Here is a 12409-nt window from a genome sequence, read left to right on the forward strand (position 1 = left end):
GACGAAATCGGGGAGAGAGGAACCGTCCCTCTCTCCCCCAAGACCTCACGGGCGAACGCGGATGACCGTTTTCCCCGCGCGTCGCTCGGTCGAGTTGAAGGCGGCGATCGCCTCGTCGAGAGGAGCGACTTTGCCGATGTTCGTCCGCAGCCGTCCGTTCCGCACCCGCTGGACGATCTCGCTCAGCTGGGCACGATCGGCTTCGACGACGAAGTCGACCGCCAGGCCATCCACGGGCCTCGCCTCGGCCGGGCCGACGACAGTCACCATCGTGCCTCCGGCTCGGATCAGCGCCGCGGACCGCTTCTGGATGTCGCCGCCGATGACATCGAACACCAGATCGACGCCGCGCACGTCTTCGAGGGCGTCGTTCTCGAGGTCGACGAATTCGTTTGCGCCGAAGTCGAGCGCCTTCTGGCGGTCGGCAGAGCGTCCGGTGCCAATGACGTAGGCGCCGGCCTCTCGTGCGAGCTGCGTCACCATCGACCCGACGGCGCCGGCCGCGCCATGCGCAAGGACGCTCTGCCCCGCCTGAAGACGGCCGTGCTGAAACAGTCCCTGCCACGCGGTCAGGCCCGAGATCGGCAGGCTAGCGCCCACCGTGAAGTCGACATCGCCCGGCAATGGCGCGAGGTTGCGGGCCTCGATAGCGATATACTCCGCCAGGGTGCCGTCGCGATACCAGTCGGCGAGGCCGAACACCCGCTGGCCCACCGACAGTCCCGTCGTACCGTAGCCCAGGGCGGTGACCACCCCGGCCAGCTCGTGCCCGGGATCGATGGCGTCCGGTCGCCGTCGACGCGATCGGTCCAGGTCGAGGGCCACGTCAGCTCGGTCGGGACGAACCCCGACGCATGGATCTCGACGACGACATCGTTTATCGCCGCCTGCGGCTCGGGCCGCTGCACCACCTTCATCCCGGCCGTTCCTGCAGCCTGGTCCGTCACTACGATCGCTTTCATGGGAATTGTCTCCTCAGACATTTGTTGGTTCGGGGTAATTTACGGGCGTGGAAGGTCTTCGATCTCTCACGCAATCAGCCATTGGCGCGGCGCCTTCCACGAGAGCGGCAGTTCTTGCCATCCTTGTCTCCGTAAGATCTGGAGTTGCTGGGGATTATGCAAAGTCCAGGACATCGGCCACCGGCATGCGCGGCTTCTGCGGCCAGTTGCCGGCTCGCTCCGGGCCGACGGTCAGCAGCATCACCGGCACTTCGTCTTCGGCCAGGCCGAACTCGCGGTGCACGGCCTCGGCGTCGAAACCGATCATCGGCGTCGAACCCAGGCCCGGCGACCGGGCCGTGTAGATGATCGCCGCGGTGCCAAAGGTCGCGGAGCGTACCGCCTCGTCGCGCTGGCGCCGCGGCTGATCGTCATACAAACCGCGAGCGGGGATCTCCCATTCCGGCACCAGGTGCGCCGGCATGATGCCGGCCTCCACCACGGGCGCCAGGCGGGCTGGGACGGTGCTGGCATCGGCCAGCCTGCCGATGATGATGAAGGTCACGGCCGCATCGGTGATCGCCGGCTGATTCCAGGCGATCGGGCGCAGCCGTGCCTTGGCTTCCGGCGAGCGTACGGCGATGAAGCGCCAGTTCTGCAGGTGGAAGGAGGTTGGCGCGGACGTGCCGATACGCACCAGGTCGCGGATTTGGTCGTCGCTCAGGGTGGCAGCGGGATCGTAGTACTTGGCGGCGCTGCGGCTTAGGATCGTTTCGATGACGGCATTCGTCGCGAAAGCGTTTTCGCTCTTCCCGGTTTGCGCGAAGATCTGGGCGGCTACGCGGGTTGCGGGTCCGGTGGTGGCGAGGCAGTTCATTGGATGGCTCCCTTATCAAGTGATTGCGGAGCCTAATCTACGGGGAAGAGTGATTATTTCGAGGCTGAATTAGCTCAATGTGATGCGCGAAAGGATCAAATTGCGCTTTCTCGATTCCGGACCGCGCGTCTTACTCGCCCTTGTGCGCCAGTCGCCGCCACTCCCCCGGCGTCATCCCCGTCCTTTCGGCGAAAACACGCCGGAACGCCGAAACGGATTGATACCCGACGGTCTCGGCCACGGCCTCGGTGCTGATCGCCGGCTTCTTCAACTCGTTGGCGGCCAGGCTCATGCGGAGATCGGTCAACAAATCGAGCGCGGAGCGACCCAGCTTGTCCTGGAACTGGCGCATGAACGTAGCGCGCGACATCCCGCACAATTCGGCCAGATCGGGCAGTTTCCAGGGCCGTGCCGCATCGGCGAACATCGCGGAAATGGCTGGAGCAAGCCGGGGATTGCCGGCCAGGGCCAACAAGCCTTCGGGGGCTTTCCCGGATTGGCTCGCCGCGCGCAGTACCAGTGTGAACAGGGCCGAAGAAAGCGCGTTGAGAATGGCGCGTCCTCCGGCTCTGTCTCCGGCGGACTCCATTCGCATCAGCGTCACCAGGCCGGCCAGTTGGCTGGAGGCGGAGCCGATGCCGTTTTCTTCATCGCCGTCCTTGGACCGCGCCACCAGATCCGCAGGCAGGTAGTTGCGGACCAGCCGATCATGGGGTGGTGCGATAAAAAATCGCCCACACAGCAGATCCAGTTGCTCGCCCTGGCCATCATTCTCGCTCAGCATCCATCCGGCAGCCCCCCGCCGTTGCTGGGTAGGGATTGGTATTTGCCCGCTGCCGTCGTGCAGCACATGCGCCGCGCCGTGAGGCAGCAGCACAATATCTCCACTCACCAGCTCCCTTGCTGCTCTCGTGTCCGGATCCTCCAAAATGGCCCGGCCCCTGACGATGACATGGTAGGGAATTTCGTTTGCGGCAGCCTTGCTCCAGGCAATGCGCCACGGCGCACCGTAGGCGCAGCGGACCTCGAGCTGGCCGGTAACGGTGATGATTTGCAAGAGATGGCTGAGCCAGTCCACTTCAGACATTGGACCTCGAAAACCGGAAATGGTGAAACATCTTATCGCAATTGTGCACTGGTTCTATCTGTCGCTCACATTTCCAAACCCGGCTACGCTCGCGCCTGGATCGCGAGCGAGCCACCGAGCGTCGTGGAGGTCGTCGCGGTGGGGGCGATCGGCCTCACCCTGTGCCAAGGTATGATCTACCATGGCCTCAACGACACCGACGCCACCACGGCCGGCATCATCATGGCGCTGTCGCCTGTCATGACGATGGTGCTCGCCCGTTTCGTGCTTGGCGAGCCGCTCGGGCTGTGGAAGTCGCTAGGCGCGCTGGTTGCGCTCGCCGGGATGATTTTCATCGTTGCCCACGGCAACCTGACGGCGCTGCTGCAACTCAAGTTCAACGCCGGCGAGCTGTGGATCGTCGGCAGCGCGTTCTGCTGGGGCCTGTACACCGTGCTTTTGCGCCGTGCCAAATTCGGCATCGAACTCCTGCCGATGGTCGTGCTGCTGCTCGGCGCTGGTGCGCTGGTCGCCTTGCCGTTCCATGTGTGGGAATTGTTCAACGACGAACGCTCCGCCATGGACGTCCACAGCATTCTCGCGCTCGCCTATCTGGCCGGTCCGGGCGGCGCCTTGATGTACTATCTCTACAATAAAAGCGTGGAAACGCTCGGTGCGAGCCGAGCGAGCATGCTGCTCTACCTGCAGACGGTGTTCGTCGCTGTGTTAGCCTATCTGCTGCTCGGCGAGGGCTTGCACGATTACGATCTGGTCGGCGCGGCCTTCATCGTCACCGGCATCGTACTCGCCACCGTGGTCAAACCCAGGCCAGCTCAACCACGCGTGGCGTAGATAAATCGAAGGTCAGGACGGTTCACTGTCGAAACAGGCGCGCAGCAAATGCAACCCTTCTTCGATGCGGGGCGTCGGAATGGCGCCATACCCCAGCATGATGCCGGCTCGCGGTATGGCGTTCACGGCGAACCGTGACAGGATCTGGACGGCGACGCTCCGATCGGCTGCGCGGCGCGCGACCTCGGCGATCTGGTCCGCCGACATTTTCCGGGCAAGAGCGGTGAGATGGAGCCCCGTTGTCGATGGGATGAGTTCGAGATGATCGGCAAAATCATTGGCGATGGCGTTCGCGATGATCTGGTGCCGTTCCCGGTAGATTGCGTTCACCCGACGGATGTGACGCGCAAAGGCGCCCTCATCGATGAAGCGCGCGAGCGCTGCTTGCGCCGGGGTCGATGAATGCCAGTCGCTGACGAATTTCGCTTTGTGCACGGCCGCTCGCAGCGATGGCGGCGTCAATATGAAGCCCAGCCGAAGCGTCGGCAGCATTGTCTTCGAGAAGGAGCCGACGTAGATGACCCGGCCTTTTGCGTCGAGCGTCTGCAACGGCTCGAGGGGACGGCCTCCGAAACGGAACTCGCTGTCGTAGTCGTCTTCGATGATGGCCGCGTTATTTCGCTCGGCCCAGGCCAGCAGCGCCTGCCGGCGCGGCAGCGTCATCGTCACCGAAAGCGGAAATTGATGAGACGGCGTGACATACACGGCTCGGACTCCGCGCGGTAGCGCATCAACGACCAGGCCCTGGCGATCCACCGGTACACCGACCACACGAATACCCAAGGCCTTGAACAAATGCCTCGGAGGACCGTAGCCCGGATCTTCAATGGCAATTGCATCGCCCGGTGCCAGCAGGACGCGGGCCAGGACATCCAGTGCCTGCTGCGTACCGTTTGTGACAATGATGTCGTCCGCAGCCGCCCCGATCCCTCGGGAGATGCCTATGTGCCTGGCGATTGCGACCCTGAGATCGTGATGTCCGGCGGGATGCTCGTAAGTGCCGGCGGTCGCTTCGCCCGAACGCAGCGCCCAAACCACCGACCGCCGCCACGCCCCGTGCGGAAACAGCGAAGCATCGCAAAACCCGGCGTGAAAGTCGAACCGAACCGGCTCGAATGCGGGTGGTGGGGCTATCGCCTCCCAGATCTGGCGTGGCTGGAGCACGCCGGTAGATCGGCGTCCGGTCTTTTCTCGCCCGGCCGGCACGACCAATTCGCTGATGAACGTCCCAGACCCCTGCCGGGATGTCACGAACCCTTCCGCGGCGAGCCGTTCATAAACCACGGTCACGGTGGCACGCGACACGGCAAGCGTCCGCGCCAGTTCGCGGCCAGGCGGCAGAGGGTCGCCGGGCCGCAGCCGTCGATCCAGAACGGCGCGCCGTATCTGACGATAAATCTCGCCGCTGAGATTCTTGCGCCCGACCAGGCTTATGTGAAAGGTGGTCATTGTTCAGCAACTGGAATTGGTCTGACGCAGGCACTGGAATTCAGCCTGCCACCAGTCCTCCTGCGTCCTGCCGGCTTAGCGGCAGCGCCTTGCAAGTGTCGTCATGCCAATTGGAATTGGACTGGCCAAGAATCCATGAATTGGCACTTCTATCGGTCCTCTAGCCTCCTTACCATTGCTTCGGCGGCAAGGGAAGAAGCGGATGGCTGGCTATGGGAGGCTGAAATGCCTCGAGCGGAGACTCGAATCCATCACCCGTCGAGCGTGCGACTACCTTGGTCTGTGCCGAAAACCACAGTCGCGGCCCTCAAGACTTGGCAATTATCCGTCTCAAGAGGTCGGGCAATCGCGGATTTGTCCCCCGAGCTGTTGAGGGACATTCGGGTCCATGCCATCGATCTGCCGGACCACGGGGCCGATCCTACGCCGGTCGCCACGGCTGACCCTATTCGCGCCATCGGCGCGGCCTTGCGAGCACAAGGCCGCCGCCGCATGCTGGTGGACCGTTCGATCGGCGGCATTTTCGAAACCCGCGCCGTCGAGACCACCGCGCGGCTCGAAGCTGCGAACCAACCGTCAACATTTTGGGGAGAGTGCCATGCCCAACCATCAGCGCTCTGCTACGCGCACGACAACGCTTGCCCACCAGCCCGGTTCGATCCCGGGCGAGACAGGGCTGCGCGCGGCCGACCGACCAATCGTCACCAAGCAAGAGCTTCCTTCCGCTGTCCCACTGATGGCGCTTTCGACCGGTTTCTGGGTCTTCAAGACTCTGGCCGCCGCGCACGAGTTGGACCTCTTCAGCCGCCTTGCGAGCGGCGCCGCCATCACGGTTGCCGGTTTGGCGGAAGCGCTCGGCCTGCATCAACGACCGGCCGAGATGCTGTTGACCGGCTGCGCTGCACTTGGGCTCCTGGAGAAAACGGACGGCCGCTATCGCAACACGCCCTTAAGCGAAACTTATCTCGTGAAGGGTAAGCCGTATTACTTCGGTGGCTTCGTGCAGATGGCCGACAAGCGACTCTATGCGGGCTGGGGAAGGCTTGCAGAGGCGCTGCGCACGAACCGGCCAACCACATGGGATCCGGCAGTGCAATCCTCGATGTTCGAGGGCGAGGATCCTACGATGCTGGCGCTTTTTTGGGAGGCGATGCATTCGCTTTCCACGATGACCGCGCGCAAGCTCGGCGAAGCCGTGGATCTCAGTCATTTCCGCCGCCTCCTGGACATCGGCGGCGGATCGGGCGCGTACGACATCGAGCTTTGCAAACAATATGGGGCGCTGCGTGCGACCGTGTTCGACTTGCCGCATGTCGCCGCGATCGCCGCGGGAAAGATCGCCGAGGCCGGCTTGACCGACCGCATCGAGACCGCGGACGGCAATTTCTTCGAACAGCTTCCCGGGGATCACGACGTGCATCTCCTGTCGATGATCATGCACGATTGGGACGAGGCGAAGAACCGCGCCCTGCTGCGCCGATCCTTCGAGGCTTTGCCAAGCGGCGGCGCGGTCGTCATCAGCGAGCTTCTCGTCAATGATGAAAAGACCGGCCCGGCGCCGGCCGCGCTGATGAGCCTCAACATGCTGATCGAGACGGAAGGACGAAACTACACCCCGGCCGAGTATTCGGCGTGGCTCGAGGAAGCCGGATTCAGGCACGTCGAGACGGTCTGGTTCGATGCTCCCGCCGCGAACGGCGCCGTGATCGGCCGCAAACCGTAAGGCGCAACGTAGAGCGGATCAGGTGCGCCGCAATCGGCTGGCCGGGCTGCGTAACGGCAGCCCCCGACGGGAGCACGACAAAGGTCATAGGAGAAGCCAAGAACAACCAAGGGAGAAAACCATGTTTCCAGCGTCAGTTCGTCTCGCATTGCTCACGGCCTCGGTCGTCGCCCTTCCATCATACGTCGCCGTGGCCGACGACGCGCAGGTCGCGCGTGGCGAGTACCTGGTCACGATCGCCGGCTGCAACGACTGCCACACGCCCGGCTACTTCTTCGGCAAACCCGATATGTCGCGCTTTCTTGGCGGCTCGGATGTGGGCTTTGAGATACCTGGCGTCGGTGTCTTTCCCGGTCGAAACATCACGCCCGACAGGGAGACCGGCATCGGCAGCTGGACCCCGGAGCAGATCGTCGCTGCGATCCAGACTGGCCAGCGGCCGGACGGCCGCACCCTGGCGCCGATTATGCCCTGGCCTGCTTTTGCGCATCTCACAGCGGACGATGCCATGGCCATCGCGGCGTTCCTGCAAAGCGTGAAGCCGGTAAGCAACAAGGTCCCGGGCCCGTTCAAGCCTGGCGACACGGTGTCGACATCCATGATGCGGATCATCCCGCCGGGCGGAACCGCTGCCGCTGCACCGAAATAGGCCGAAAACCGGCCTTCCACCGGACGTCGTGTTCGACGCCGCCCGGCGTCGTCCCGGAGCATGGCCAAAATGGCATCCGCGCCGGCCTCGCCATTCGCGGCCAGTCCCCACAACCATTTGCACACGCGGAACTGACGGCGGCAGATGCCGCATCCGCGCATCAACTGCTTCGTGCAAGCGCGCCGATGCTGTCGAGCAGCGGCTGTTGGTCGCCGACCCAAAACCAGTGGTCGTCACCGGCGATCTCGATGAACCGCGCGCCCGGGATCCCGGCGGCCAGGAGCCGCCCTGCCTCGACGCGCACGGCGGGGTCGCCGGACCGGTGCAGGACCACCGTCGGGACGGAGACCTTTGCGAGCAGGGGACGGACATCGGTATCACGCAGGGCTTCGAGCAGGCCCGCGACCGCGCCGGGGCTGGAGGCTGCCCTGAGCAATCCCGCCCACCAGGTCTCCGCCTGGCGGTCTCCGGTGAGGCCCGGGGCGAACGTCTCGATTTCCGCCGGGCCGCCCCAGCCGGCGATCAGCCGCTGCTTCCACAGATCGTATTGCGCGGCGGTCAAGGCGAAGGGATAGTCCGACGCGCGGCTGCCTTTCGCGAGCGAGCCCCACAGGACAAGGCCGATGAGCCGATCCGGATGATCGATGGCGAAACGGACACAACCCGGCCCGCCTTCCGAGGCGCCGATGAGCAAGGCCCGGCTGCTGCCGGCCGCGTTCATGACTGCCAGAATATCCTGCGCTGTCGTTTCGACTGTGGCACGGACACCGACACGGTCGGAAAGTCCCATGCCGCGCCGGTCGAACAGGATCAGGCGGCCCAAGCGCGAAACCGCTGATATCCAGGCGCGGCAGCGTCTGTCTTCCCAGATACGCTCGACATGCGAAATGAAGCCGGGAACAAGCACGATGTCCGTCGGTCCGCTGCCGACGATCTGATAGGCGAGATGGATGCCGTCCACTTCGACGTAGCGCGTCCTGGGCACGTCCAAAGTGACATCTTGAGTTGGCTCCCGCACCAGGGCAAGCGTGGCCGGGTCCGGCGCTACGCCGAGTTCGTCTCGTAACAGCCGGACACAGCTTTCGGCCTGGCGCTCGGCTGCCGCCCTGTCCCCGGCCGCCAGGTGGGCGCGGATCAGGTGACGGTGCGCACTTTCGCTCAAGGGGTCGAGTGCCGCCAGGCGCGTCGCATGCACCACCCCGCTGCGTGGTTCGCCGCCGGCGATCTTCGCTTGGATGGTACGCTCCAGCGTCTGCACCAGTCGGCTACGCAAGGCCTCGCGCCTGAAAAAGACCCATTCGTCGAATTCCGGACAATCCGGGAGTGAGAAGCCGCCGAGATAGTCGCCCTTATAGATGTCGGCCGCCTCGTCGAGCGGGCCGACATTGCAGGCATGCTCGAAAACCTTGGAGTCGAGCTCGACGAAAAGCGCCGGGTGTAGGCTGAGGGATGCCCCCGTGGCGGCGATGACCTCCGTGCCGAACGCGATGCGAATTTTATGCAGTGTGCGCCGAAGGCGTGCTCGTGCGGCTTCTTCGTCGGTTTCGGGCCACAGAAGCGTGGCGGCGACCTCGCGCGCCACGGGCCCGCCGGCCTCGGCGACATAGATGAGGAGCGCGGCCGCCTTGCGCAAGGCGAGCTCCACCGGCTGCCCGTTCAGACGGAACTCCGGAAACCCCAGAAGTCGGAACTCCAATCTTTCCATCGACCCGTACGCGGCCGAGCGGGGACGTTCAGGGGACGCCGGCCTTCTATCCATCCCACGACGTCGGGCCGATCGGGCCCGATCAGGAGACTCCTTGGAGCGAGAAATGTCACCGGTCAATACTCTCAGCCAGCATTGCACGTCCGAGGCCATTGCCGGGGGTGGCGTTCCCATCGGCGTCAAGAACGCAGGGAAAGGAGGCTGAGACATGTGCCAATCCTGTCTCTCCTGGTACGCACGCTGCATTGCTCCCTACCTCGTCCACGCCGGCTGTTCGGCAAACGTGTTCGCGCGCATGCGAAGGCGCCTGATCCCGCGGGCGCAGGGCATTGTCGTCGAAGTCGGCTTCGGGTCCGGCCTGAACCTTCCCTATTACGACGCCGCCAGGGTGGAGCGGCTGGTCGGCATCGATCCCGACGGCACAATGCTTGGCCTGGCCGAACCGAAGATCCGTTCCCTGCCGTTCGACGTCGACTGCATCCGGGCCAGCGGCGAAAGGCTGCCCTTGATCGATGGCCTCGCCGACACGGTCGTCGTCACCTATGCCTTCTGCACCATTCCCGACCCTGACGCGGCGCTGACCGAGATCCGCCGCATATTGAAACCTATGGGCCGGCTGATCTTCATCGAGCACGGCCAGGCCGAGGGGCCGCGCGGCCGCAGATGGCAGGAGCGGCTGAACAAGCCGTGGGGACAGATCGCCGGCGGCTGTCATCTCAACCGCCAACCGCTGCACTTGATCCGAGAGGCGGGCTTCCGCATCGTTGAAGAGGAGCGCGGGCGGTTCCCGCTGCCCTTCTGGCAATTGGGAAGCCACTACGCCGGCGTCGCGGTGCTCCGACAGGGTGACGGGCCATCACCCCAGGCCAGATCGTGCATTACGAGGTCCCACGCACATCCGCTTCCGCGCGGAATTGCCGATGACGGTCGTCGGCATCCCGTTCCTGATGCGCGAGGTCACAGAAGATGGCGTGAGGGACAGCTTCTCGCACCGGAGTTAGCCGACATTCAAACCGGGTGCATCCACGTCTCAGATGGGGCTTTGCAACCCTTCTGTTATCAGCGTTCCGATCATTGAATCATAAACCGCGAGCTGAACGGCAGGCTGGCTGCGCCGACGGCTTTCGGGCTGATGGTCACCCGCGCTGGCAACGCTTGGACAGCGGCAAATTCCCGGCCGATATCGGCGCACAAGGCCTTGGCGATTTTCTGCGGCGCATAGCTGGACAGGAGGACCGTCCTGAACTCGACAAACTGGGTCAGCGCCGAGATCGATGCTTTCAGGCGGTTTGAGCATTCCCCCAGCCATTCGGTGTAGGCCTCTCCAAGATCAGGCCACTCAGGGCTGCTGCTCCAGATGATTTCGGACGAGCGTCCGCGCATGGCCAGTTCGCTTTCCAGGCGCATGAGGCCATGATCGAAGCTGGCACTGGAGTTTCCCTTATAGATCTGGTGGTTGAGGATGAGCCTGCTCTGCAGCCTAGCTCCGAGATAGAAGAACAAATAGTCGTTCAGCGGCTTTGCGACGCCGAACATGCTCTCGCCGCCGGCCGCCGCGGTGATGTCGTTCTGGACGAAGACCGGCAGCTTGATCTGCTCTTCGATCTCGCTTTGCAAAGCCTTCAGGGACGTGCTCGATCCGTTGCCGGTTGCAGCCATGGCGTCGACCTCATCGGGAACGGCCAGCCCGATACCCGCGACCCGGCTGCGCGCCTCGACCGGCAGGCTCGTCATGGCTTGCCTGATCGTCGCAAGCAAATCGCTGCTTTGCGGAAACGGATTGGCTTCATCCGCGGGCAACTGCGTGTGGAAGCGCACGGTGCCGATGAAGTCGATGAGCGCGATGTCGATCCTGCGCCGGCTGAAGCCGACGCCGACCGCGTAGGCGCCTTCCGGGTTGAGTGAAAGCGGGATGGTGGGGGGCCCGACACGGCCGCGCTGCGCCTCGCCCTGCGAGACCAGCCCTTCCTGTTCGAGGGAGCGGACGATGACCGAGGCCGTCTGCGCCGACAGACCGGTCTTCTCGCCGATTTCCATCCGCGATATGCCCTCGTTCTGAAGCAGCAGCGACAGCACCAGACGCTCGTTGTAGCTGCGCACGCTCAACGCGTTCAGCCCGCTCGCACGATCGGCGATGCGCAAGGGATTGGGTGGTGCAAACCTCATGTCAGGCAAGGGTCGCCCCATCGGTAAGAGCGCATTGCCGGGCGGCGGTATGGTTGCTCATGTCGAGCGGCTCCAGCCGATCGCATCGACCGCGCGGGCGAGTGCGATGCCAAGCAGTCTGTGCGCTTCGGCATCGATGTGAAATCCGTCCGCTTCGCTGCAGGACACCACCGAGCCAGCATCGAAAAAGTGCAGTTCGAGCGAATCCGCCAGCACCTCGAACTCGAGCGCCAGCAGCCGCGATTTCTCCGGTGCGCCGGCGAAGATGGACTTCCACTCCTTGACGTCGTCCTGCATCGGCGGCGGTGCGACGATCATGATTTCGGGTGTGGTGCCGCCCGGACCGGGCGCCAGTTCCTTGATGTCGTAGACAAGGCAGCCGATGCCCATAGCCACTTCCGACGGCGGTTTGTTGAAGCGGATCTTGAGGTCATTGGTGCCGAGCATGATGATGACGAGGTCGAGCGTCGCATGGCTCTGCAGACAGGGGCGGAGATAGGTTCTACCGTTCTTGTGTGTCCCCTCGATCGGATCGTCGTGGACGGTGGTTCGACCGCTCAATCCTTCCTCGATGACATACCAGTCGGGGCCTAGCTGAGCGCGCAGTATCCCCGGCCAGCGCTCAGCCGGGCCATAGCGCTCGAGCGGCCCCTTGCCGGGGATCTGGCCGTGTGTGTTGGAGTCGCCGTAGCACAAGACTGATCGCATGATTTCCCGCCGGGACTGACCGCGCGCCGGTGCAGGACGAGCGCTCTTCATGATGAATAGCGGAGTGGCGAAAGGCAAGCAACGGAATAGTCATTCAACATGACTAACTATTGACAGGTCAAACCCACTATGCTTCTAAAGTGCCCGGAGGAGTTCTCGACCGTCATCATTGTCCAGCCGAAATTGGGCCTCGACACACATGTGTTCGGGGGCGGGAGAATTGCGTGCATAGGTCGGTTCGCGACGACAAGCATGCATGGGGAGAGCGTCTCG

At 63.9% G+C, this 12409-nt stretch carries 10 protein-coding genes and 1 pseudogene; 4 read left to right on the plus strand and 7 right to left on the minus strand.

The window, feature by feature from the left end:
- Positions 1-45: 45 nt before the first annotated feature.
- From FJ940_RS11670 to FJ940_RS11680, 3 genes and pseudogenes are all read right to left on the minus strand, one after another.
- Positions 46-962: pseudogene (locus FJ940_RS11670) on the minus strand (NADP-dependent oxidoreductase).
- A gap of 154 nt (positions 963-1116) precedes the next feature.
- Entirely contained in the window at positions 1117-1818 is a 702-nt protein-coding gene (locus tag FJ940_RS11675; RefSeq protein WP_246671000.1) for a nitroreductase family protein, read from the minus strand.
- A gap of 130 nt (positions 1819-1948) precedes the next feature.
- A complete protein-coding gene (locus tag FJ940_RS11680) occupies positions 1949-2905 on the minus strand; it encodes an AraC family transcriptional regulator (protein ID WP_140498351.1) in 957 nt (318 codons plus the stop codon).
- Here FJ940_RS11680 and FJ940_RS11685 point away from each other — a divergent pair.
- Complete coding sequence (locus FJ940_RS11685) at positions 2879-3736, plus strand: EamA family transporter (protein WP_281405875.1); 858 nt, start codon at positions 2879-2881, stop codon at positions 3734-3736. The two genes, FJ940_RS11680 and FJ940_RS11685, sit on opposite strands and share 27 nt — an antisense overlap.
- A gap of 12 nt (positions 3737-3748) precedes the next feature.
- Here the strand turns inward: FJ940_RS11685 and FJ940_RS11690 are convergent, their stop codons facing one another.
- Positions 3749-5185 carry a PLP-dependent aminotransferase family protein gene (locus FJ940_RS11690; RefSeq protein ID WP_140656604.1) on the minus strand — a complete coding sequence of 479 codons (1437 nt, stop codon included), beginning with the start codon at positions 5183-5185 and terminating at the stop codon, positions 3749-3751.
- 598 nt (positions 5186-5783) lie between these two features.
- Here FJ940_RS11690 and FJ940_RS11695 point away from each other — a divergent pair.
- Together FJ940_RS11695 and FJ940_RS11700 are read left to right on the plus strand one after the other, a co-directional pair.
- On the plus strand, positions 5784-6908 hold the full coding sequence (locus FJ940_RS11695; RefSeq protein ID WP_246671002.1) for an acetylserotonin O-methyltransferase: 1125 nt from the start codon (positions 5784-5786) through the stop codon (positions 6906-6908).
- Positions 6909-7029: 121 nt separating this feature from the next.
- Positions 7030-7557, plus strand: coding sequence for a cytochrome c (locus FJ940_RS11700; RefSeq protein ID WP_140498540.1), 528 nt, complete (start codon positions 7030-7032; stop codon positions 7555-7557).
- A 160-nt stretch (positions 7558-7717) separates the two neighbouring features.
- Here the strand turns inward: FJ940_RS11700 and FJ940_RS11705 are convergent, their stop codons facing one another.
- The gene (locus tag FJ940_RS11705) at positions 7718-9262 is read right to left on the minus strand and encodes an alpha/beta hydrolase (RefSeq protein ID WP_140656753.1); all 1545 of its coding nucleotides are present in this window, start codon (positions 9260-9262) and stop codon (positions 7718-7720) included.
- Between the two features lie 295 nt (positions 9263-9557).
- On the opposite strand from FJ940_RS11705, the gene FJ940_RS11710 reads away from it, so the two are divergent.
- A complete protein-coding gene (locus FJ940_RS11710; protein WP_246671003.1) occupies positions 9558-10340 on the plus strand; it encodes a class I SAM-dependent methyltransferase in 783 nt (260 codons plus the stop codon).
- Here the strand turns inward: FJ940_RS11710 and FJ940_RS11715 are convergent.
- Entirely contained in the window at positions 10334-11404 is a 1071-nt protein-coding gene (locus FJ940_RS11715; protein ID WP_224684945.1) for an ROK family transcriptional regulator, read from the minus strand. The two genes, FJ940_RS11710 and FJ940_RS11715, sit on opposite strands and share 7 nt — an antisense overlap.
- Before the next feature lie 81 nt (positions 11405-11485).
- Positions 11486-12136 (minus strand): SGNH/GDSL hydrolase family protein, encoded by a 651-nt coding sequence (locus tag FJ940_RS11720; RefSeq protein ID WP_140566495.1) that lies wholly within the window; start codon positions 12134-12136, stop codon positions 11486-11488.
- Between the last annotated feature and the right edge of the window lie 273 nt (positions 12137-12409).

This window comes from Mesorhizobium sp. B2-3-7 (genome assembly GCF_006442695.1).
Taxonomy (GTDB): Bacteria; Pseudomonadota; Alphaproteobacteria; order Rhizobiales; family Rhizobiaceae; genus Mesorhizobium.

Coding starts and splice junctions, on each gene's coding strand:
- FJ940_RS11675 (WP_246671000.1), bottom strand. CDS start 1,818: ATGAACTGCCTCGCCACCACCGGACCCGCAACCCGCGTAGCCGCCCAG.
- FJ940_RS11685 (WP_281405875.1), top strand. CDS start 2,879: ATGGCTGAGCCAGTCCACTTCAGACATTGGACCTCGAAAACCGGAAAT.
- FJ940_RS11705 (WP_140656753.1), bottom strand. CDS start 9,262: ATGGAAAGATTGGAGTTCCGACTTCTGGGGTTTCCGGAGTTCCGTCTG.
- FJ940_RS11690 (WP_140656604.1), bottom strand. CDS start 5,185: ATGACCACCTTTCACATAAGCCTGGTCGGGCGCAAGAATCTCAGCGGC.
- FJ940_RS11700 (WP_140498540.1), top strand. CDS start 7,030: ATGTTTCCAGCGTCAGTTCGTCTCGCATTGCTCACGGCCTCGGTCGTC.
- FJ940_RS11695 (WP_246671002.1), top strand. CDS start 5,784: ATGCCCAACCATCAGCGCTCTGCTACGCGCACGACAACGCTTGCCCAC.
- FJ940_RS11720 (WP_140566495.1), bottom strand. CDS start 12,136: ATGCGATCAGTCTTGTGCTACGGCGACTCCAACACACACGGCCAGATC.
- FJ940_RS11710 (WP_246671003.1), top strand. CDS start 9,558: ATGCGAAGGCGCCTGATCCCGCGGGCGCAGGGCATTGTCGTCGAAGTC.
- FJ940_RS11680 (WP_140498351.1), bottom strand. CDS start 2,905: ATGTCTGAAGTGGACTGGCTCAGCCATCTCTTGCAAATCATCACCGTT.